The organism is Scytonema sp. NUACC21 (genome assembly GCF_054684315.1).
Genome location: NZ_BAAFZH010000085.1, coordinates 119,619 through 140,835 on the forward strand (window position 1 = coordinate 119,619; position 21,217 = coordinate 140,835).

16 protein-coding genes, 1 tRNA gene and 4 pseudogenes are annotated in these 21,217 nt (G+C 41.7%); 12 read left to right on the forward strand and 9 right to left on the reverse strand.

The annotated features are described in order from the left end of the window. Nucleotides 1-52: 52 nt before the first annotated feature. Nucleotides 53-1,234 (reverse strand): annotated as a pseudogene (locus ACYRY3_RS20960) (NACHT domain-containing protein). Nucleotides 1,235-1,373: 139 nt separating this feature from the next. Here ACYRY3_RS20960 and ACYRY3_RS20965 point away from each other — a divergent pair. After that, the gene (locus ACYRY3_RS20965; RefSeq protein ID WP_460203548.1) at nucleotides 1,374-1,514 is read left to right on the forward strand and encodes a hypothetical protein; all 141 of its coding nucleotides are present in this window, start codon (nucleotides 1,374-1,376) and stop codon (nucleotides 1,512-1,514) included. A gap of 247 nt (nucleotides 1,515-1,761) precedes the next feature. Here the strand turns inward: ACYRY3_RS20965 and ACYRY3_RS20970 are convergent, their stop codons facing one another. The 5 genes from ACYRY3_RS20970 to ACYRY3_RS20990 form a co-directional block, all read right to left on the reverse strand. Further along, complete coding sequence (locus ACYRY3_RS20970; protein ID WP_460203549.1) at nucleotides 1,762-4,026, reverse strand: glycoside hydrolase family 65 protein; 2,265 nt, start codon at nucleotides 4,024-4,026, stop codon at nucleotides 1,762-1,764. Between the two features lie 445 nt (nucleotides 4,027-4,471). Further along, a tRNA-Asn gene (locus ACYRY3_RS20975) sits at nucleotides 4,472-4,543 on the reverse strand. 211 nt (nucleotides 4,544-4,754) lie between these two features. Further along, nucleotides 4,755-5,312 carry an NYN domain-containing protein gene (locus ACYRY3_RS20980; RefSeq protein WP_460203550.1) on the reverse strand — a complete coding sequence of 186 codons (558 nt, stop codon included), beginning with the start codon at nucleotides 5,310-5,312 and terminating at the stop codon, nucleotides 4,755-4,757. A 197-nt stretch (nucleotides 5,313-5,509) separates the two neighbouring features. Then, on the reverse strand, nucleotides 5,510-6,205 hold the full coding sequence (locus ACYRY3_RS20985) for an ABC transporter ATP-binding protein (RefSeq protein WP_460203551.1): 696 nt from the start codon (nucleotides 6,203-6,205) through the stop codon (nucleotides 5,510-5,512). 134 nt (nucleotides 6,206-6,339) lie between these two features. Next, nucleotides 6,340-6,612, reverse strand: coding sequence for a hypothetical protein (locus ACYRY3_RS20990; RefSeq protein ID WP_460203552.1), 273 nt, complete (start codon nucleotides 6,610-6,612; stop codon nucleotides 6,340-6,342). A gap of 312 nt (nucleotides 6,613-6,924) precedes the next feature. Here ACYRY3_RS20990 and ACYRY3_RS20995 point away from each other — a divergent pair, with 312 nt between their 5' ends. From ACYRY3_RS20995 to ACYRY3_RS21010, 4 genes are all read left to right on the forward strand, one after another. After that, on the forward strand, nucleotides 6,925-7,554 hold the full coding sequence (locus ACYRY3_RS20995) for a hypothetical protein (protein ID WP_460203554.1): 630 nt from the start codon (nucleotides 6,925-6,927) through the stop codon (nucleotides 7,552-7,554). Between the two features lie 568 nt (nucleotides 7,555-8,122). Then, nucleotides 8,123-9,556 (forward strand): nitrogenase iron-molybdenum cofactor biosynthesis protein NifE, encoded by a 1,434-nt coding sequence (gene nifE, locus ACYRY3_RS21000; RefSeq protein WP_460203555.1) that lies wholly within the window; start codon nucleotides 8,123-8,125, stop codon nucleotides 9,554-9,556. Further along, on the forward strand, nucleotides 9,556-10,863 hold the full coding sequence (gene nifN / locus ACYRY3_RS21005) for a nitrogenase iron-molybdenum cofactor biosynthesis protein NifN (RefSeq protein WP_460203556.1): 1,308 nt from the start codon (nucleotides 9,556-9,558) through the stop codon (nucleotides 10,861-10,863). Before nifE ends, nifN begins: the two co-directional genes overlap by 1 nt. Before the next feature lie 470 nt (nucleotides 10,864-11,333). Then, nucleotides 11,334-12,605, forward strand: a complete 1,272-nt coding sequence (locus ACYRY3_RS21010; protein ID WP_460203557.1) for a hypothetical protein — start codon at nucleotides 11,334-11,336, stop codon at nucleotides 12,603-12,605. 121 nt (nucleotides 12,606-12,726) lie between these two features. Here the strand turns inward: ACYRY3_RS21010 and ACYRY3_RS21015 are convergent, their stop codons facing one another. Beyond that, the gene (locus ACYRY3_RS21015; protein ID WP_460203558.1) at nucleotides 12,727-13,338 is read right to left on the reverse strand and encodes a hypothetical protein; all 612 of its coding nucleotides are present in this window, start codon (nucleotides 13,336-13,338) and stop codon (nucleotides 12,727-12,729) included. Nucleotides 13,339-13,907: 569 nt separating this feature from the next. Between ACYRY3_RS21015 and ACYRY3_RS21020 the strand changes: the two genes are divergently transcribed. From ACYRY3_RS21020 to ACYRY3_RS21040, 5 genes are all read left to right on the forward strand, one after another. Then, nucleotides 13,908-14,180: a hypothetical protein gene (locus ACYRY3_RS21020; protein WP_460203559.1), complete on the forward strand. Its 273-nt coding sequence runs from the start codon at nucleotides 13,908-13,910 to the stop codon at nucleotides 14,178-14,180. A 64-nt stretch (nucleotides 14,181-14,244) separates the two neighbouring features. After that, on the forward strand, nucleotides 14,245-15,321 hold the full coding sequence (locus ACYRY3_RS21025; protein WP_460203560.1) for a type IV toxin-antitoxin system AbiEi family antitoxin: 1,077 nt from the start codon (nucleotides 14,245-14,247) through the stop codon (nucleotides 15,319-15,321). Further along, nucleotides 15,318-15,518, forward strand: coding sequence for a hypothetical protein (locus ACYRY3_RS21030; RefSeq protein ID WP_460203561.1), 201 nt, complete (start codon nucleotides 15,318-15,320; stop codon nucleotides 15,516-15,518). Before ACYRY3_RS21025 ends, ACYRY3_RS21030 begins: the two co-directional genes overlap by 4 nt. Before the next feature lie 11 nt (nucleotides 15,519-15,529). Further along, entirely contained in the window at nucleotides 15,530-15,673 is a 144-nt protein-coding gene (locus tag ACYRY3_RS21035; protein WP_460203562.1) for a hypothetical protein, read from the forward strand. After that, nucleotides 15,642-16,604, forward strand: a complete 963-nt coding sequence (locus ACYRY3_RS21040; protein WP_460203564.1) for a UvrD-helicase domain-containing protein — start codon at nucleotides 15,642-15,644, stop codon at nucleotides 16,602-16,604. Before ACYRY3_RS21035 ends, ACYRY3_RS21040 begins: the two co-directional genes overlap by 32 nt. Before the next feature lie 34 nt (nucleotides 16,605-16,638). On the opposite strand, the pseudogene ACYRY3_RS21045 reads toward ACYRY3_RS21040, so the two are convergent. Together ACYRY3_RS21045 and ACYRY3_RS21050 are read right to left on the reverse strand one after the other, a co-directional pair. Then, nucleotides 16,639-16,746: pseudogene (locus ACYRY3_RS21045) on the reverse strand (type II toxin-antitoxin system HicB family antitoxin); the annotation flags it as partial. Further along, nucleotides 16,737-16,859, reverse strand: a pseudogene (locus tag ACYRY3_RS21050) (ABC transporter); the annotation flags it as partial. The pseudogenes ACYRY3_RS21050 and ACYRY3_RS21045, both read right to left, overlap by 10 nt. Nucleotides 16,860-17,272: 413 nt before the next feature. Between ACYRY3_RS21050 and ACYRY3_RS21055 the strand changes: the two are divergent. After that, the gene (locus tag ACYRY3_RS21055) at nucleotides 17,273-20,386 is read left to right on the forward strand and encodes a thioester reductase domain-containing protein (protein WP_460203565.1); all 3,114 of its coding nucleotides are present in this window, start codon (nucleotides 17,273-17,275) and stop codon (nucleotides 20,384-20,386) included. Between the two features lie 214 nt (nucleotides 20,387-20,600). Beyond that, a pseudogene (locus ACYRY3_RS21060) lies at nucleotides 20,601-21,217 on the forward strand (salicylate synthase); the annotation flags it as partial.

Here is a 21,217-nt window from a genome sequence, read left to right on the forward strand (position 1 = left end):
ATAGAAGTTCATGTCACTGGTGGGAACAGTCGATACAGATTGTCTTCATCAATTAACATTGCTTTATTAAAAATTGCGTGTTATATTTCTTGCAGCTGTTGACGTAGAAATTATTGAGAAAGAGGTAAATCAACCAAACCAGCTTATTAGCAAAGCTAGCAATCTGTTGAGAGTCAAAGTCAGCAACTTCAACTTCAGTAAACTGCACAAAAGTATATTCCCGTGCTGCAATTCGACACGTTATTACAAATTGATTCTTAGGGAACTGAGTTGTAAATTCTTTAATCTGCTCCAAGACCCGTTTGCTATCTGTCTCTCTCACCTCATCTAGTCCATCTAGCAGCATCAACAGTTTGCCTTACTTGAGCAGTTGTTCTACAGCGGTTAAATCAAGAGATTCGTTTGCACTCCTCAATTTTAAATTTGCGAGAGAGTTTAGCCATCCTGTGTCGATCTTTGTATTGGGTGCAATTTTGTAACTGGTAAAGAGGTCTATTAAATAGTTCAATAAAGTAGGTTTATCTTGTTTTTCAGCAAAGTCCTTAAGTGTGATAAAGATAGGAATGCGCTGAGGCTGAAACTTGCCCTCAATGCATTGGAGTGCCAAATGCTTGAGAAATGTTGTCTTACCCGCTCCTGGTTTACCCAAAATCATTAACTTTGAGTACTTGTTCACTGCTTCTAACCCAGGGACTCTCTTCTCACGCACATCACCCAAGCTGAAGCGCTCAAAATTCTTTAAAGAGATGTTTTGGAGTAGTTCAGCTATATCTAGCCTTCTGCGTCCGATAATTTTCTCTAAAATGTTAACGCTGGTGTAAATATCGTCTAAGCCTATTGGCTGTGTCATATCCAGCACGCGCATCGTACCGCAGCGCTCTTTAATGCTGTCGTGGATGTTTTCCCGTGCTGTCTGTACTAACTCATTGACACTAAAGCTTTTGGCTTCAAGTTCTTCCACTTGACTCCACCTTGGGTTGAGTGCGATCGCTTGCAAACATAAATTCCCAGGATTTGATTGATATGCAGCACGAATTAGGTCGCGAATCCATCCCTGAGACTCTGCTGTTGTTATTAAATTAAAGACAATTTCTTGTAAGTTACCACCGGCAGCGATCGCATTTAACTTTTTGTCTAACTCATGGGACAACATTTGCTCTAGCGATGATTTATTCGGAAAAGCATCCACTAGAGCATTCTGTAGTTCCTTACGTTGCTGACCGGATAATCTCATTATCACCAAGCTAGAGTGAGAATTTAATGCGGTATTACATCAAGCAGAATACGTGGTTGCTTGAAGTTGGTCAAGAGAACCTGATATGAGATAGGTGGAAACCGAGTTAGCTTATGCATAAAATCAAGCAAGTTAAAAGATGAGAACTTTTGGTAGGTGCGATCTGCCGTTATGCTGTAGTGAAGCGATCGCACCCCTCCCCTTAATAATGACCAACCCACCGATCCAAAACCTCAATATGACCGACACAGAGTATGCTGCTCTTATTGCTTATTGCTAAAGGTTATGACCCTGCTTTTGAGCAGCAGCTGGTTGAGCTAGGAACCTGGCATAATTTGTAGGGTTGTTGCAGGAGAAACCACCAGAAACGGAGGAAGAATGGGAAGAGGTAAGCACCAACCAACCCAGCGATATAAAGCAGCATTCCAATACCGGATGTCCCGAAAGCACTTAAAGGTAAGTAGGCAACGTCAAGACTTTGCGGTTAAGACAGCAAGGCGCGTAGTCCTGTCTAACGACTTGGTAGCCTACGATGTCAATTCTACAAGTACTGCTTCAGTATCCTCTGGTGCTGTTATCTCCACAATCTTTTCACCGCTCGTCAAATCAAACTCATACCACTCATTGCGCCAGTTTAAGCGGAACTTCAGGCGAGTCCAACCAGAAGGCAGATTGGGACAAGCAACAGGTCCAAATTGAGTCATGCGGACACCAGCGAATCCAAAAACCACAGCTTGCCAGACTCCACCTGCGCTGGCAGCGTGAATTCCTTCTGCTGCGTTACCCCGCACATCTTCTAAATCTACCAAGGCTGCTCGCATGAAATGGGTGTAAGCTTCTGTTGGTTGATTCAGGTCACAAGCTAAGATGGCGTGAATTGCCGGACCAAGGGAGGAACCGTAGGTGTGATCGGTACGGGGGCTGTAGTAGTTCCAATTGGTTTGCAAAACTTTTTGGTCGTAGCAATCGCGCAGCAGATACATGAGCATCAACACATCCGGTTGCTTGAGAATTTGCTTTTGACTTGTGGCTTCAATTCCCAAAAGACCCTGCATTGATTTTGTCCGGGGTTCGTAATCAGCTAAGTTCACATCTTCTAGCTGGAAGAACCCCTCAAACTGTTCCATCAAACCCGTTTCTGAATCTTGGTTCACGTACAATTGACTGGCAATAGATGCCCAGCTTTCAAACTGTTTGGTTCCCAATTCCAGCTTGCTTGCCAATTCTGCTGACTTATTGGGGTAGGCTTGTTGCAACCAATCCCACAGTGCCAATGCCACTCTCAAGTGCCACTGCACCATCAAATTGGTAAAGGCGTTATTGTCCACGCGATCGTGATTTTCATCAGGTCCAATCACATCACTGATATCATAACAATTGCGTTCTGGGTTCCACTCAACTCGACTTTCCCAGAAAGCGGCAGTATCTAGGACAATTTCCGCGCCACAATCGCGCATCCATTCATCATCACCCGTATGCAACCAGTAGTGCCAAACCGCATAAGCTACGTCAGCGCTGATATGCACTTCAAGATCGCCACACCAAATACGGATTGATTCACCTTTTAGACTTGGTACCCAACGGGGAGTGACTTCATCGCCGGTAGCAGCGCTTTCCCAAGCATACATGGCTCCTGCATATCCCGCTTCTTTCGCTTTGCGTCGTGCCCCATCTATTGTGTGATATCGGTATGTGAGCAAGTTACGTGCTAGTGCTGGTTGCGTGAGGGTCATGAAGGGAAGGATAAAAATCTCAGTGTCCCAGAAGATGTGACCGCTGTAGGGAAAACCAGAGAGAGTTTTTGGAGCGATGCTGACTCGATCGTCATGACGCGGTGCTACAACAAGCAACTGGAAGAGGTTGTAGCGAACGGCAATCTGGGCTTTGATATCACCTTCAATCACAATATCGCTGTCTTGCCACACTTTTTCCCATGCGGCAATGTGAGCCGCTAACAAAGTGCTGTAACTTGGGGTCTCAGCCAATCTATTTAAAGCAGTGGTAATGGGGGTTTCAGTTTCCCGTGAGGTGAATACTGTGATGATTTTTTCTACTGTCACTGTTTCTTGTGGCGAACAGTGGAAGGATACGGAGGTGTGGGGGTAAGGGGCGCAAGGGGGCTGGGGGACAACGGCTTCTTTGTCTTCAACTAATAGCTTAGCTGCCATGCCAAGTTGCATCTTAGAATGAAGGGTTTGGCCGTGCAGCCAAATTATATTGTTTGCACTCCCCCGATCTAGGGTTTTCCAGTGTTTGACACCTTGGCTATAGGGATCGGGATCGAATTCAATTTCGACAGAAACATCACCTTCAAAGTCTTGTGATGTGATTTGACAACGGAGGGCTAAAACGTGTCGATCTGCAAGACTAGCAAAACGTTCAAAGTGGAAGTCTATGGTGTGTCCTTTATTTGAACGCCACCTCACCTCACGATTCACTAGACCCAAGCGCATATCCAACCGACGCTCATAATAAATGATTTCGCCCGCATCCAGACGAAAGCGTTCCCCTCCTATGTTTACGACTAGCGTCAGCCAGTTGGGGCAGTTCACAAGTTCTGTAGTGGCGATCGCAACATCATCATATAGACCGTGAATCAGTGTTGCACTTAATTCGTTGGGATATCCTTCCTCAAAGGTTCCCCTTGTTCCCAGGTAACCGTTGCCAAGGGTGAAGACTGTTTCTTTATAATGCAGTTCAGCGGGGTTGAACTCCGTTTCTATAACGTTCCAACCATTAGAGTCAATCGATTGCCGATCGTTTTGGGAAACTTGATTTAAGAGGTAATACATTACTTCATAAAACCTATAGTATGGTACTCTTAGGGAATTTTCGGTCACTGTTCTTTAAAGACAATTCCGTTCAATGGAATGGCAATTGTCAGCCAGTTCCTGGACTTGGGAAACTTTTACACAAAAGTGCTTCCTTCTGTCCCTACAGTTCAGACTGAAATATAAGTCTTAATCTGGGGAGAGTGACCTCCTCTGAAAAAGTATGGTTCCCATTTTCGGGACTTAATAGAAATATTTTTTAAAATTCTTTCATTAAAGATTCTATGGGTAACAATAGCAACTTATTAGAAATACATATTGTTACTTTTCATAAGTACTTTTATGGGTGGCACAAATCAGTAGGTACGAGACGCATGGTCTTGCACTGACAGAACTGGCTGTGACTATCTTATAAAACCCAATTTAAAAAAGACGCGCTATAATAGCACGTCTTTACACTTTTAAACTCCCCAGGCAGGATTCGAACCTGCGACCAACCGGTTAACAGCCGGTCGCTCTACCACTGAGCTACTGAGGAATGCTGCTCACGATTACTTATATTAATGGAGTTTCCTGGGAATGGCAAGCCCTTTTGAAAAAAAATTTGGAAATTCTTTTGAAGGCTCTAAACGAAAGGACTTTTGGTCTAGATATTGCCTAGTTCTAAACCTTAACTCTCCTGACACAGCAAAGATATCTTTGCTTGGAAAGACTTCTACGTATTCTTCTGTTGAATCCAACACAAGAAATTAAGATTTTGTGAATCCCATTCGCAACTCAGCTAACTTTTGACGAGCTTTATCATCAATGGAATTTGCTAAAAATCTTTTGTGAGATTGTTTTCGGGGTTGATACTTCTGACGTGCCCGACAAACGCTAGCTTCTACCTCGTAACACAGTTGCTGTGCTGATAGCCATTCTGCCCCGTATCCCATAATCATTAACTGCTGTGCTCTATCTGATGTGGCAACAATGATACGAGATATAATAGATTGAGCTACTTGATGACGCAAAGATGCACAAAGTTTTTCTATGTACGTGTCTGCTGTCTGCCCAAAATCGGTATAATGAACCGATAGAACAGAGGTAATCACTTCGCGATTACTGTAACCATTTTGGTATTGTGCGTCAAATACAATTTGAGTTTCGTAGCCTTGAAATGCACTGTAACTGGTCAGAGCTTCTATTAGTTCCCCGCGTGCTGCTTCTAGTCCAGCAGTATCACGAGTTTTTTTCAAGCAATGCCAAGCGCCTATGATGTTGTAACCGTCCACAAGCAAGACGGTCTGGGGTGAAGAAGGAGGCATGATTTTGGGTCACAGTCTTCTAAAGTTAACAAAATTCATTCATAAGTTTTATAGTAATCCAATCATGCCTTGTAACATTATGTTACAAATGCAAAAAAATGCTGTAGCCATGACAGATCGTCTCTGCCAGACCATTACAAAGTATTAAGACAGTTGTTCTCAAGCTTTTTTGATAAAAACCAATGACCAAATTTTGGTCATGGGTCAGTTGTCAGCGAGCGTGGATTTTCGTGTAATTCCATTAAACGTTGTTTCAACCGTTCTGGCTCACCTCGATCTACTAAAGCGCCTTTTTCCAACAAAAAAGCACCATCACAATAATTCAATTCCTCCAAGCGATGGGTTACCCAAAGGGCTGTAATACCACGGCTTTTCACGAGACGGCGGACTCCAGCCACTAATTCCAATTGGCTATCAGGATCGAGTAGAGCAGTGGGTTCATCTAATAACAGAACTTCACAGCGACGCGCCAATGCACCAGCGATGGCAATTCGCTGTTTTTGTCCGCCACTTAATGCATAAATAGGGCGCTTTTGTAATGACAGCAAATTTACTGCCTCCAGTGCTTCCTCAACTCTTGCTCTGACACCGACTGGTGGTAGTTTTTCTTCCACCAACCCAAAGGCGACATCAGCACCTACTGTTGGCATCACCAGTTGATGATCTGGGTTTTGAAACACAAAGCCCACAGGAGGCAAAAGTTTAATTTCGCCTGTTTGGGGCGTTAATATCCCTGCTAGCAATCTAAGTAAGGTGGATTTACCACTGCCATTAGTACCCAAGAGCATCCAAAATTCTCCCTTAGGCACTTCGAGAGAGCAAGAGTGTATAACATTCTCTCCCGATGACCAGCTAAAGTTTAAATCCTTGACCTCAATGCCTAGTTCTGTCATTCGTCATTCGTCATTAGTCACTAGTCATTTGTAACTGATAACTGGTCACTGGGGTGGAAATCCCCAGCTTCTGTGATGAAGTTGGGGATTTGACCTACCAAACCAATCAGGCTGGTGAGTGGTTGGTAGTTGGTTTATTCACCTGCGATCGCAAAGAAACCCGGTGTTCTGCCTGCTCCTGTGGCTGAACCATCTTTCTGAACGATCTGTATCCCTGAAATTTCACTAGCGCGAACAGCAATTTTCTTCTCTGTTTTGCCCTCACTTTGTAATTCCACAATGTCAGGGTCATTGGTTCGCATTGCCCTCAAAATAAGTTGGTATAGTGCCTCAGCATCCTCAGCTGACTTACGTTCTATGGATACAGGGAAAGCTGTGTTTTTTACTGTTAAGTCAATGGTATACATCTATGATTAATCAAATTTCAGGCTCAGGAATCATTCTAGCGCTACATGAAGGGGTTGGGGGTAGGGATTTGGGGCGGCTTTCCACCAGATCGGGGGAGTATGAGTAATACATTTGATTAAGAAATTAAATAAATTTGAATACATACTGGAAAAATTAGAGATTTATACATAGAATTAAGATTAAAGTCAGTTAAAAATTGTAAACTAAACTGACAAGCCTCTTAACTTTCTGCTGGTCGGCGGCGGTCAAACCTCTGTCGTCCAAGTGGAGAGAGGCAATCTGTAATCATAAAAGTTTGGAGATTTGCGGAAATGACCATCGCAGTTGGACGCGCCCCCAGTACAAGAGGGTGGTTTGACGTTCTAGAATTGGGTGACGTTGTCTGCGGTGGTTTCGCTATGCCTATCCGTGAAGGCAACGCACAAGAAATCTACATCGTTACCTCTGGTGAAATGATGGCGATGTTTGCTGCCAACAACATCTCTCGTGGTATTCTCAAGTACGCTCATTCCGGTGGCGTGCGCTTGGGTGGCTTAATCTGTAATAGCCGTAAAACTGACCGAGAATGGGACTTAATTAGCGAGTTAGCTAAGAGATTAAGCACCCAGATGATCCACTTCGTACCCCGCGACAACATCGTGCAGCACGCCGAGTTGCGCCGGATGACCGTGAACGAATACGCACCTGACAGCAATCAAGCAAATGAATACCGTGCATTAGCTACAAAGATTATTAACAATGATTTTCACGCCGTTCCAACTCCACTAGAAATGGACGAGCTTGAAGCTTTGTTGATTGAATTTGGTATCCTTGAAAGCGAAGAAAATGCTCAAAAACTTCATAGTACTGCTGTAGCTCAAGCAGATACTGAGAAAAAGCAGGAAGACCAGATAGGCGAAGCGTTAGAAGCCGTTAAGAAAGGAAACGTAGAAGTTCGATAAGAAGTGGGTAGGTGGGCTAAAAAAGCCTGCCTTCGTCTAAATCTTTAGAAGGATGTGGAGGTATTAAGTGGTCAACGCATAGTTTTGTGACTGTTAAGTTTTCCGTGTCCATATAAATTTGTCAATTTTTACGTGGCAAAATTACTAGTACACAGGGCGCGAAAAGAAGACTATCATTATTGCACGCTCGCTGTAAAGCTTACAGTGTAAGCCTGTTGCTTTCATCCTTTAGCCTTCATACTTCACCCTTTTTGTACTAGCTTAGTTGGTTTGTTTTCTCCTTTTATTAGTTGGTTGGTTACATTTTAGGGAATGGAGAATTGTTCTTTTCCATTCCCTTTTATCCCCATTGTTATAGTCAGGGAAGATTACAGATGGAAAAAAGAAAAAAGGATTTATACCAATTTTCTGTGAATTTGCACATTATTTTTACCCCTCCTAACCTCCCCTTATAAAGGGGAGGGAATTAGATGTGCAATTTTCCCCCCTTTATAAGGGGGGATTAAGGGGGGTAATTTATTTTCAAGACAACTAACCTCTAAAACCTCTACCCATTATTACAACAGAAATGAAAACCACTCCAGGAAAAATTAACGATTCGCTCAATGAGCCAGAATACGAACACAATCATCAAGAGCACTCAGACAAGAAGAATCACTCTTGCACGCAATTCCCCCTAACTAAACACATTCAAAAGGATTGTGCTTTTGATGGTGCAATGCAAGCTCTCGTACCAATTACCGATGCTGCTCATTTAATTCACGGGCCAAGCGGTTGCATTAACACCTGTTGGGGAAATCGTGGCAGTCTTTCTTCTGGTTCCATGATGTATAAGGTGTATTTTACCACTGACATGGATGAAAAAGATATCATCTTTGGTGGAGCAAAAAAGCTGTACAAAGCCATTCTGGAATTAGAAAGACGCTATAAACCTGCCGCCGTGTTTGTCTATTCCACTTGCGTTTCTGCCCTCATTGGTGATGATATTAATGGAGCATGCTCAAATGCTGCTGAGAAAACAGGAACTCCCATTATTCCCGTAGACTGTCCCGGATTTGTAGGTGGGAAAAGCCAGGGTATCCGCCTTGCTGGTGAAGCAATGCTAGAACACGTTATCGGCACAGCCCAACCAGAATTTACCACTCCTTACGATATTAACCTCATTGGTAACTATAATGTTGCAGGTGCAATGTGGAACATTTTGCCTCTGTTGGAGAAATTGGGTATTAGAGTCCTTTCCAAAATTACTGGCGATGCTCGCTACAAAGAAGTTTGTTACGCTCACCATGCTAAGCTGAATGTAATTGGTCCATCCACTGCACTGCTAAAAATGGCAAGAAAGATGGAAAAGCGTTTTGGTATTCCCTACATTCAAGAGTCTTTCTATGGCATAGAAAACATAAACCAAGGCTTACGCAATATTGCTGCTCGGTTGGCTGATTTAGATTTACAAGAACGTGCTGAAAAGTTGATTGCCTCTGAAACTGCTGCTCTAGATGAAAAACTCGCTCCTTATCGCAGCTATCTGCAAGGTAAGCGCGTTCTTATTGATACCGCAGATATGAGAAGTTGGTCAATTCTCTCGGCGGTCAAGCACTTAAATATGGAGGTTATCGCGATCGCCGCTCTTAAAATGAGCGAGGATGATAGAGCAAGAATTAAAAGACTATTGGGGAGCGATCTGCCCTCCGAGAAGGAGCGAAGCTATCGTACTATTCTCCAACTAGAAGGTCATCAAGAGATACTACAGATAATTAATGAAAATAAAGCCGATATTTTAATCGCTGCAGACATCCATCAATATGCCTCTGTTAAAACCAGGATTCCTTTCCTAGACATTAAGGCAGAAGTTCGCCATTCCTATATAGGTTACACGGGAATTTTAGAAGCGGCACAAAAATTGTATGCAACTCTCACTAACCCTGTATGGCAGCTGGTAGGTAAATCCGCGCCGTGGGAAGAGGACATAGAAACACTCAGACACAGAGACATGGAGAGATAATGGCTATCGTTAGTGTAACAAACTCATCAATTGCAGTTAATCCTTTTAAACAAAGCCAAGCAGTGGGTGCAGCCTTAGCCTTTTTGGGATTAAAAGGAATCATGCCAACCTTACACGGTTCTCCTGGCTGTGCTGGCTTTATCAAACTGATTTTAGCAAACCATCTGCATCAAACAATTCCCCTGTCTTCTACAGCCATGACAGAAGTTTCAACCATCATGGGTAGTGAGGAGAATATTGAGCAGGCAATTGTGACGTTAGTACAAAAGCATCAACCAGAAATGATTGGTCTTTTAACGACTGGACTGGTAGAAACCAGAGGCGATGACATGGGACGGTTTGTCAAAGAAATTCGCCAGCGTCACCCAGAACTAAACAACTTAGTTTTTGTATCAGTCTCTACACCGGATTTCAAGGGTGCATTACAAGATGGCTTTGCTGCTGTAGTGGAGAGTATCGTTAAAGAACTTCCTCAAAAAAATGAGAGGCAAGATGTCGATCCCATGCAAGTCACGATTTTGGCAAGTTCTGCCTTCACTCCGGGTGATATACAAGAAATCAAAGAGATATCTCTTGCCTTTGGATTGAAGCCTATTATCGTGCCTGACCTCTCTGCTTTACTAGATACTTATCCAGATGATTTTAAAAGTGCCACTACATCTCGCGGTACCACAAGAGCCCAATTACGGAACATCGGCAAATCTGTCTACACTTTGGCAGTAGGCGAGAGCATGCGGGGTGCAGCGAAAATTTTAGAGCAGAAGTTTGGCATACCGTATGAAGTGTTTGGTGAACTGACGGGATTAGAAGCAGTTGACAAATTTCTGCAAGCCTTGGTAGATATCAGTGGTATGAGTGTACCAGAAAAATATCGCCGCCAACGCCGACAGTTGCAAAATGTCATGCTGGGTATACATTCTTACTTTAGTTGCAAGCGTGTTACTTTAGCACTTGAGCCAGACTTACTTTGGTCAACGGTTTATTTCCTGCAATCAATAGGGGCTCACATTCATGCAGCGGTTACGACAACACGTTCTCCTCTACTAGAAAAACTACCTATCACTAGCGTTACTATAGGTGATTTGGAGGACTTCGAGCACATGGCAGTGGGTTCTGATTTGCTGATTGCTAACTCCCACGCAGGGGCGATCGCAAAACGGCTCAAAATCCCTCTCTATCGTCAAGGAATCCCTATTTTTGACCGTTTAAGTCATAGTCGGTTACCTAAAGTTGGCTATCAAGGGACTATGCAGCTTTTATTTGACATTGCCAACCTGTTTTTAGAAAAAGAGGAAACTCTAGTATAAAAAGGCTAAAGTATAAAGGCTAAAGGATGAAAGCCAGAGCCTTACACTGCAGGCTTTACAACCAGCGTGCAATGGTATCCTTATTTGTGCCCACGTGTACTAGTTGACCGATAATATCATGTTCGGTTAATAACTTATAAAATAATTTGTTCGTAGTTGCGCTGTCTTCCCATGCATCCCAACGACAAACCTAGTGTAAGTGTTCAACCGAACATGGTGTAACTAATTCAAACCTGTCGTTCGACCTTATAAGCTGATATCTTGCACCTTCTCAACAACGGGGTGGTGGGCAGTGCCCACCCAACGAAAGAATAAGCTTTTTGGGCTTTGATTTTTGCAATAAGGCGATGCTGCAAGATATGAGTAAGCGAAATTCATTTGGGATTGCCGAACCTCAAGCCCAACCTAGCAAAAAAAATAAATCTTTATACTAAAGAAGGAAGAATATTTTTCGCTGCGAGGGAAGAGCGATGGCTCCAAATCCCACCATTATGCAAACTGTAGAACAACTAGGCTACCGCGTCACTGTTGGTGACGTGGCAACCAAAGCAGGTTTAAATGTTGCAGAGGCAAGTCAAGGGTTACTCGCCCTTGCTTCTGATGCTGGTGGACATTTACAAGTCTCAGATACAGGTGATATTGTTTACCTATTTCCTAAAAATTTTAGGACTATTTTACGTAATAAATACTTTCAGTTAAGGTTGCAGGAATGGTGGCAAAAAGTTTGGGGAATCCTTTTTTACCTCATTCGGATTTCCTTTGGAATTTTTCTCATTGCTTCCATAGCACTGATAACTATCACAATTATATTCATCATCTCTGCTGCCAATTCAGATCGCGATAGTGATGACCGAGGCAGCAGCTTTGGCTTTTTCTATTTCCCCGACCTCTTCTGGTATCTCAGCCCTGACTACGATAGTCATCAACGACAAAGGCGGCGGGAAAAAAGCAATCTCAATTTCTTTGAAGCTGTCTTTTCATTTTTGTTTGGCGACGGTAACCCCAATACCAACTTAGAAGAACGCCGTTGGCAAGAAATTGCTACTGTCATTCGGAATAACCGAGGTGCAGTTGTAGCCGAGCAGATTGCTCCTTATCTTGATGATATTGGGGAAGGTTATGCCAAGGAGTACGAAGATTATATGCTGCCCGTCCTAACTCGCTTTAATGGACAGCCAGCCGTCAGCCCGGAAGGGCAAATTGTTTATTACTTTCCAGAGTTGCAGGTGAGTGCGGCTAAAAAACAACGTTACTCTCCCCTGTCAGACTATCTCATGGAATTTCCCTGGCGATTCAGCGCCGCAACTTCAGGGCAAATTATGTTAAGCGCTGGCTTGGGCGTCGCCAACTTTGTTGGTGCTCTAGTGCTGGGAAGTCTGTTAAGAGATGGTGTAGCAGCACAGTTGGGAGGATTGGTTGCTTTTGTTCAAGGTATTTACTGGCTGCTGTTAGCTTACGGTACGGGTTTTTTGGTTGTACCTCTAGTCCGTTACTTTTGGATTCAATGGCGCAATAACAAAATTGCCTCTAGGAATCGCGATCGCCAAACCCGTGCAAGAATACTAGCAGAGCCAGATACTTCCCTACAAAACAAAATTGCTTATGCCCGTCAGTTTGCCACAGAAAAAGTCATTGGTAGTGAAGATTTGGTCTACTCTACGGAAACTGATTTGTTAGAACAAGAATTCAAGCAGTTTAACCAAGATGACGACGAAGAACAAAAACGTCTAAGCAATTCTTGATATTAGTAAAACAAAAGCAAGTGGAATTGACTCCCGTGTTGCGCTTCATTTAACGGCTACAAACCCTGTGGATGAAGCGCTTCTGAAAGCGATCGCTCTGTACCAAGGGTGAATCGTTTTTCTAAGCCTCATCATTTGTACTAGTTACCATTGCCACTAAGATTCCTAAAATTTTATCTACAGGTGGAAACAAATATATGGTAGGGTCAATGGTTACTGCATTATTTCTTAGACTCAAAAAAGTCCACTGTGTTGCTGTAGTAACTACACCAAAAACCTGTTGCATATCTTTATTAAACTTATTGGCAGCCACCATTGTAGCAATACATTGAGGTAAGCCTAAAGCTAGATCTGACTTTTTGGCTTCAACTACGGTTATTACGGGTTTAACGATCGTAATACTTATCGGACTTTTTGATATTAAGAAGTCGCACACACCGTTTAAACCATTTGATTTGTCTACATTAAACGTTTCTCCTGAAAACACGTTAATAGGGGTACTGGAAATTTCTTGCAGTTCTGTTAATATGGGACTGATAACTCGTTCGCTTTTTTCTTTTTCACTTCTCAATTCTAGAACAACTCTTGTCGCGTTTCTTCTGAGAATTTCATTAAGTAAATTGCTGGGTTGTATTGGTGGAGCATCTGAAAATAACTGTGGTGTTTCTTGAATTAACTCTAGTTGAAATTGATTGATTACACTCGGTAAATCGTTGAAGTCTGAGTAAGCCATAATTCTTGTTTGATTCTGAAGAGTAATACACAACCGATTTCAGTCCACCAGTGGGGATTCAGTAAATGGCGATCGCGCTCTGATACCAGCAAGCTGTATCAACGCCAAATCAAGCTTGAATAGCATTAACTGTCCCATTCTTAGTCAAAAGTCGCACAGTTATCCCATTTAAATATCATAGCAAAGTGCTGGTGAGCTTTCTTACAACAGCCCCCAAGTGTAAAAGACATTTTATAAAGTTGTGGTTTCTTTAAGGATGAAAGCTATATCAGTGATACTTAGGTGAGTATTATTACAAGTATTATTTTAAACAATTTATATTTTGTGTTTATGATTACAACTTTCAATTAATTGCTCCGGATAAAACCGAGGCTTTTACCCTATTTTCACAGTCAATTTGAGAATTATACTCGATATTGACATGAAAAAATCAAGGTGTTATACAGGTATATTGAAGCACTTATCTAATTTATACCAAAGTAAAAAAATCAACACGGAAATATATTTCCCGTGTTATGAGCCGCAGTCTAAATTAAAAAGGGGATTGTATTTTTTTATACAATTTTTTTATGCCTAATACCCTGCCCCTGGCTCCTGGAATGCGAGTCTTATGCCGTGATGCTGAATGGTTGGTACAGCGTGTAGAAGCGTCTAAAGAAGTCCGCGAAGCCCGCAAAGACTGGAATGGTACGACTCCCCTCACTGTCAGCTGGCAAATCAACGATGGCTTAGAAACAGTTACCAAAACCTTCTATCCACCATTTACCAAAGTTGACCGAGAAGAAGATTACAGAATTGCCTATGACGTGTTTAAAAGACGCTACGGCATGAAGGAGGTTTAATGTAACGAAAAACTTAATTTGAGGTTGAATTAAATTATCAGGAACATCAAAACTTTTATTTCCTATGCAACCAAAGCATCCTTGGCTACAAAAATGTTTGCAACATCTGGAAGAATTACCCCAGATTAAGACAACAGCAACCTTAGAACCTTTTCTAGGCAAGACTCTAGCTGATGGACTGCTGACTATATGCACACCTTACCATGAAATAAAATATGTTGTTGAAATCAAATCTCCCCTAACTCTGGAAACACTCGATTCAACACTTGACTATCTGAATCATCTCAAAGAACACCTGAATGATAGCCAAAGACCATTACTGGTGACAGACACACTATCTGATGCAGTAGTTAATGAACTTTTGGAGAAAAATATTGAGTTTCTAGACACTACGGGCAATATTTATCTAAACAATTCCTACTTTTATATCTTACTTAAGAGCAATTCAATTCAAAACAAGAAATCATCCTCTGCTGCTAAAATCACTCCCAGTACTTTGAAAGTAGCATACGCCCTACTTCAAAATCCCTCTATCTTGAAAGAAGATTTGCAAATTATAGCAGAAGTTGCTGGGGTGGATGTGAAAACTGTAAAACGCAGTTTAACTTCTTTGTATGAATTGAATTATTTACAACGTCAAAGTGGTAGAGAATATCGAATGGAAAATTATACCAAACTTCTAGAAAGGTGGGAGATGGGCTATATAGAGAATTTAAGGTCAGAACTTTTAATAGATACATTTACACCCATAGGAAATCTAAATTTTTCTGATATGAGCAACAAGTTATTAGAATCAACTAAAACTCACTCAGTATTAATTGGTGGAGAATTAGGTGCTGCTATACTGACAGGATATTTACAACCAATCAGTGCAGTTCTTCACATCCCACACCAAGAAAATTATCGCATCATAACCGCTCAGCTACGCCTCAAACCAGATCCAAAAGGAAGCATCACTATTCTCAAACAATTTGGAACTCAGAATAATTTTAAAGATGATGAATCTAAACCTGTCGCCGACCCATTGCTAATTCATGCTGAATTGGCTTTGAAGCCAGATGAGCGGTTAAAAGAAACAGCTAATCGGCTTTACAATAAATATATTTTTCTAAAAGAAAAATCACTGAGTAAAACATCATGAATGAACAACTTAATTTAGATATAAAACAATTTCTCAGTGATTTCAAAGCTATTATAGAGCCATTACAAATTCCAATGTTGTTGATAGGCGCTCAAGCAAGATTGTTAATTTTTGACAGTCAATATAAAATTCAAGGTCGAGCAACTACAGATTGGGATGTGGCAGTAAAACTGGACATCCGGGTATCAAAGCTATAGTCCTCTACCCCATGAACGCCCTCGCCACCGACCAAGAACGGCGCTTCGCCAAAGCCATCTGGGAAAATCCAGCCCTAAAAAAAGCAGGTATCCGTATTGGTACTTACACTGGACGATTTACCAATGTCAAAAGCAGAACTCCAGAAGGAATTTGACCTTGTCATAGACGCCAATGGCATTGATTCTGAAGAAGCTTATTTAACTACCTTGCGTACAGGGCGACCCCGTATGGGTAGAAAAGAACGGCGTGAAGCGTGGAAGGTATTCCAGGCTTTTAGACGCTTATTACTCAAGCGCAACCTCCTGACGTTTGAAGGTGCAATTCATCAAGCACGATTCGCAGTTGAGCAAGGTAACTTTCCACCATTCAGGCACGTTTTAGCCGATGAAGTACAAGATTTCAGTCTGGAAGCTTTGAAGTTAATTGCTGCACTGAGTCAGGTGAATAAGGGATTGTCTGACCCTCTATGTGTTGCTGGGGATGGACACCAACGCATTTATCGCACAAAAGTGCCTTTAAGTTTAGCAGGCATTTATGTTACAGGTCGCTCCCGGCAATTAAAAGTAAATTATCGCACCAGTGAGCAGATTCGGCTGTTTGCTCAATCTATCCTTGAAGGTATTGCAGTTGACGATTTGGACGATGGACAAACTACAATTGTAGGCGATCGCTCTGTTTTTAAAGGTCCTAAACCAGAGATTGTTAAGTGTACGGATGAGAAAGAAGAGGCAAAGCGTATTGCTACTTGGGCAAAACAGCTAATCGCACAGGACGGCTTGGCTTCTCATGAAATCTGTATCACTCCCTACAAAGGAGCAATACGAACTGCTTTAGAAGCTGAAGGTATTTCAACTTTTGAACTCAAACCACGAGAAGAAGATCCAGGACCTGAGGAACCAGGGGTTCGCCTTGGTACAATGAAGCGAATCAAGGGGTTGGAATTTCGAGCGATCGCAATGGGGTGTACAACTGAATCAGACGCAATGAATCATCTCGCGACAGCAGAATTACTTGAAAGATGCGAGCGCTACGTCGCTGCAACCCGTGCGAGGGAACGTCTTTTAGTTTGTGTTGGTCTCATGTAGCGGTTCTCGACAAGCGTGAGGTACATATTCAAAACTACGCAGCCTTATTAACAGTGGGTTCTGGAAGCAGTTCACCTGTAGCTTGATAAGCCATGACTAGTGACTCTAAAGCCTCAGTTCCATTTGCTACTGCTTCTTCGTAACAAGCTTCTGCATTAATTCCACAACATCACGCCCGGATTGTTTATCGAGTGCTGCTGTTGGTTCATCGGCTAAAACAATTTTTGGCTGACTTACAAGGGCACGGGCGATCGCTCGTCCAACTTTGAGTAACTGAGGGACAGGGAACCCCTCAATGACTACACCCCCTAAACCGCACTTTTTACCTAAATTTGTCTATATTTGTCTATTTTTTCGCTTAACTATTTTAACTGTCTTAACTGTCTTTTTATTTGCGATCGGTTTCTTAAACGTCCACCTAACTGTCTTAACTGTCCTTGCATTCTTATTAAAAGTTTGAGAAGTTAAGAAATATGAAATGTGATGTTATGCCTTCTAAGCGATTTGAAGAGTTTAAACAATGACAACCACAACAACAAGCAAAGTAAATTCTATCTACAAGTGGTCGCAAGTAGCTGGAAAACTTAAGCCAGTATTTGTTAGTTGCGCTTGCTGAAATGAGGCATAAAAAGTTTTTTCCATAAATATTTACTTAAAAAAGAAATTCTATGATCTTTGGCAGTCCATCTCCCGAAACTCATATTCCCGAGCAGCCGTTGACAAAATTTGTATTGCAACGGGCAGTAGAATTAGCAAACAAACCAGCCTTGATTGAAGGACAGAGCGATCGCATAATAACTTATGGACAATTGGCAGACTCCATCCGTCGAGTCGCTGCTGGGCTGGCTGCGCGTGGCTTCTCCAAGGGTGATGTTTTAGCTATTTACAGCCCTAATCTTCCAGAATATGCGATCGCTTTTCATGCCGTTATCAGTTTAGGCGGGGTAATCTCTACAGTAAACCCATCCTATACAGCACAAGAGCTTGCATACCAATTGGATAATACCGATGCAAAATATCTGCTCACAACACCTGACCTTGTAACTCCAGTATTAGAAGCAGTTGGTCAGTCACAAGTAAAAGAAGTGTTCGTGTTTGGTGAGGCTGTTGGCACTACTTCATTTTCCGTGCTTTTAGAAAGCGAAGGGGAAGTACCGCAAGTACAAATCGATCCCAAAGAAGATTTGATGGTATTGTTGTACTCCGGTGGTACAACTGGTCTGCCTAAAGGTGTAATGCACACCCACTATACCTTTGGTGCAAACTTTTACCAATTTCAAAACTGCGAACCAATAACCTCGGCAGATCGACTCATCGGAGTTTTACCGTTTTTTCATGCTTACGGTATGCTGATGCTGAATTACAGCCTTGCTTGCGGCGCAACTATTGTGACGATGCAAAGCTTTGATTTAGAAACATTTCTCAGCCTGATTCAGCAGCATCAAATTACTCGTATCTATGTAGTACCACCAATGCTGCTGCCACTGGTCAAGCAATCATTAGTAGAAAAATACGATCTTTCCAGCTTGCGGGTACTAACTTCAGCCGCCGCACCCTTGAGTCGTGAATTAATCGAAGAATGTGAAAAACTTCTTCCTCATTGCGTCATCAAGCAAATATATGGAACAACAGAAACCTGTGTGAGTCTGAATGCTCCAGATGAATGTTACAAGAGTAAGCCGGGTTCAGTCGGTAAGAGTATTTCTAGCGTGGAATGTCAAGTTATAGATGTTGATACGCAACAACCATTAACTGCCAATCAATCAGGAGAACTGTGGATACGCGGGCCACAGGTAATGACAGGGTATTTAAATAATCACGAAGCCACTGCTAAAGCAATTGATGGAGACGGTTGGTATCACACGGGTGATATTGTCTATACGGATGAAGACGGTTACATTTACATCGTCGATCGGATTAAGGAGTTGATTAAGTGCAATGGCTATTCCATAGCACCAGCAGAGCTAGAGGCCGTATTGCTGAGTCATCCGGCTGTTGCTGATGCCTGTGTAATCAAGAGCCCTCACCCAACTAGTGGTGAAGTTCCAAAAGCTTTTGTTGTCCTTAAAGGTACAGCGACCCCAGAGCAAATCATGGAATTTGTCGCCGGACAAGTTGCATCTTATAAAAGAATTCGCAGGCTAGAAATTGTAGACGGAATTCCTAAGTCAGCCACAGGCAAAATTTTACGTCGGCTGTTAGTGGAACAAGAACTGAGCAAAATTAAAAAGCAAACTATCAATGAAGAGCCATTGACACAACGAGTGGAGTTTTTGCAACAATTAAATGATACTTCGGCAACTCAACCTCAAGAATTACTAATTGGTTACATTCAAGAGCAAATTGTCAAAGTTTTGGAAATCGATTCATTTCAATATTTAGATCCAGACAAGCCTTTAAATGAACTGAGGCTTGATTCTCTCATGAATATTGACTTAAAAAACCGCATTGATACTGAACTAGGAGTAAACATACCAATAGATATATTTATTGGCAACTTTAATATTAGCCAATTAGCCAATTTATTACTTCAGCAATTAGCAACAAAAGGCACGCTTGTCTCAAAACCTTTCTCAGCTGAGTTAGCGGCGGATTTGAATTCAGAAGCTGTTTTGGATTCTCTAATATTCCCTGAAAAACCAATTGATTCATTTGTGACCGAGCCTGCTGCTATTTTTTTGACAGGAGCCACAGGCTTTTTAGGAGCATTTTTACTTCAGGAACTGCTGCTGCAAACACAAGCAAATGTTTATTGTTTGGTACGTTCTACGGATTCTGAGTCAGGTAAGATGAGGATTCAAAAGAACTTAGAATCCTATGGCATTTGGAATGAGGATTTATCTTCCAGAATTATTCCCGTTTTGGGTGATTTATCTCAACCACTATTAGGTTTGTCATCATCAGATTTCCAAAAGATGAGCAGCCTGATAGATGTTATTTATCATAATGCTGCTTGGATAAATTATGTTTATCCTTACTCAGCATTAAAGCCTACCAATGTTTTGGGAACTCAAGAAATTCTTAGACTAGCTAGTCAAACTAAAACCAAGCCGGTACATTACATTTCCACGATCGCGGTTTTTGAATCACCTGCTTATTGGGGGAAAATCGTCACTGAATCAGATCCACTCGCTCATAGTGAGGGAATGAAGCTTGCTTACTCCCAGAGTAAATGGGTGGCAGAAAAGTTGATGATGATAGCACTGCAGCGAGGAATTCCAGTTTCGATTTATAGACCACCATTTATTTCCGGGCATAGTCAAACAGGTGCTTGGTATAAAGATGATGTCGTTTGCCGTACCATTAAAGGCTGTATACAAATGGGAAGCATGACAGATATCACCGATAGATTAGATTTAGCTCCCGTAGATTATTTAAGTCAAAGCATTGTTTATTTATCAAAGCAAAAAGATTCTATAGGCAAGGCTTTCCATTTAAACAATCCTCACCCTGGCTCTTGGAAGGAATTGACAGATTTTATCCGTTCTTTAGGCTATTCTATTGAGCACATTGCTTATCAAGATTGGCAAGTGCAACTGAGTAATGCTGTCCGTTCTAGAGAAAATTCCTTATATCATCTTTTGCCCTTTTTTCTCAAAAAGTTGCCTCAAGAGCAACGAGCTGTTTCCCACAAGTATCAGCAGTTAATAGACCCACAACTGAGTTGTTCTGAGACACTGAGCGCACTGAAGGGTAGCGATATCTCTTGTCCCCCTGTGAATAAGGAATTACTAAATACGTATTTTTCGTATTTTATTCGTAGTGGCTGGCTTGACTTATAAGTAAGTCGTCGTAAATAAACACAACTATCTGTTAAGGCTGTTAGTGGTTAGTGCTTAGTCGTTACTGGGCTTTAAAGCCTTTACTTTTATCCTTTAGCCTTTATACTTCTCCTTCAAAGACGCTACACGAACAGCCTTTTTTTACTAGTTAGTATGTGTTGTCTCTTATTAGAAAATTGGTGTCGCTTATAAATTATTAAATGAGGTCAAATTAATGGTAGCGGAACTCAAGACTCAAATTAAGTACAATGAAGCATTTGTACCGGAAAAAAAAGAGCCAATTATTGTCTTAAATAACTTGATACAAGCTGGAATTTTTTCCAACTATGTAATGTATGAAGGCAATAATGAAGTTCGTATTGCTGGTAATGAGCTTGTGAGGGTGTCAGTCAGCCAAGAGTCTGTATCAGTTAATGGTTTAGAAAAATCTTACTCTGAACCAGTAAGCGACCCCTTGAAACAAGTAGAGGCTTTGCTCAATTCTTTAAATATTGAAAATTGGACAGCTTATGGCTATGTTGCATTTGATATAGCTCGGTTCTACTCGGCATATTCTAAAGCAATTTCCCAAGAACTGCTTTATTTTTTGATTCCTGAGACTGAACTACGCTTTACAGAAACAGGGATACATATCAAGACTACTAAGTCATTAGAACAGATTCAAGAACAATTATTGCTTGAGAATGTATTGCCAAATTATGAGTTATCTTCCTTAGAAGTTGATTTTAGCGATCGCCAAAGTTATCAAAACCGTGTTGAGACTCTAATTACAGCAATTAAACAAGGAAAACTGCAAAAAGCAATTATTTCCCGTTCTGTTAAAGCAACAGG

Coding starts and splice junctions, on each gene's coding strand:
- ACYRY3_RS20970 (WP_460203549.1), bottom strand. CDS start 4,026: ATGTATTACCTCTTAAATCAAGTTTCCCAAAACGATCGGCAATCGATT.
- ACYRY3_RS20980 (WP_460203550.1), bottom strand. CDS start 5,312: ATGCCTCCTTCTTCACCCCAGACCGTCTTGCTTGTGGACGGTTACAAC.
- ACYRY3_RS20995 (WP_460203554.1), top strand. CDS start 6,925: ATGACCATCGCAGTTGGACGCGCCCCCAGTACAAGAGGGTGGTTTGAC.
- ACYRY3_RS21025 (WP_460203560.1), top strand. CDS start 14,245: ATGCAACCAAAGCATCCTTGGCTACAAAAATGTTTGCAACATCTGGAA.
- ACYRY3_RS20990 (WP_460203552.1), bottom strand. CDS start 6,612: ATGTATACCATTGACTTAACAGTAAAAAACACAGCTTTCCCTGTATCC.
- ACYRY3_RS21040 (WP_460203564.1), top strand. CDS start 15,642: ATGTCAAAAGCAGAACTCCAGAAGGAATTTGACCTTGTCATAGACGCC.
- ACYRY3_RS21035 (WP_460203562.1), top strand. CDS start 15,530: ATGAACGCCCTCGCCACCGACCAAGAACGGCGCTTCGCCAAAGCCATC.
- ACYRY3_RS21010 (WP_460203557.1), top strand. CDS start 11,334: ATGGCTCCAAATCCCACCATTATGCAAACTGTAGAACAACTAGGCTAC.
- ACYRY3_RS21030 (WP_460203561.1), top strand. CDS start 15,318: ATGAATGAACAACTTAATTTAGATATAAAACAATTTCTCAGTGATTTC.
- nifN (WP_460203556.1), top strand. CDS start 9,556: ATGGCTATCGTTAGTGTAACAAACTCATCAATTGCAGTTAATCCTTTT.
- nifE (WP_460203555.1), top strand. CDS start 8,123: ATGAAAACCACTCCAGGAAAAATTAACGATTCGCTCAATGAGCCAGAA.
- ACYRY3_RS20965 (WP_460203548.1), top strand. CDS start 1,374: ATGAGAACTTTTGGTAGGTGCGATCTGCCGTTATGCTGTAGTGAAGCG.
- ACYRY3_RS21020 (WP_460203559.1), top strand. CDS start 13,908: ATGCCTAATACCCTGCCCCTGGCTCCTGGAATGCGAGTCTTATGCCGT.
- ACYRY3_RS21015 (WP_460203558.1), bottom strand. CDS start 13,338: ATGGCTTACTCAGACTTCAACGATTTACCGAGTGTAATCAATCAATTT.
- ACYRY3_RS20985 (WP_460203551.1), bottom strand. CDS start 6,205: ATGACAGAACTAGGCATTGAGGTCAAGGATTTAAACTTTAGCTGGTCA.
- ACYRY3_RS21055 (WP_460203565.1), top strand. CDS start 17,273: ATGATCTTTGGCAGTCCATCTCCCGAAACTCATATTCCCGAGCAGCCG.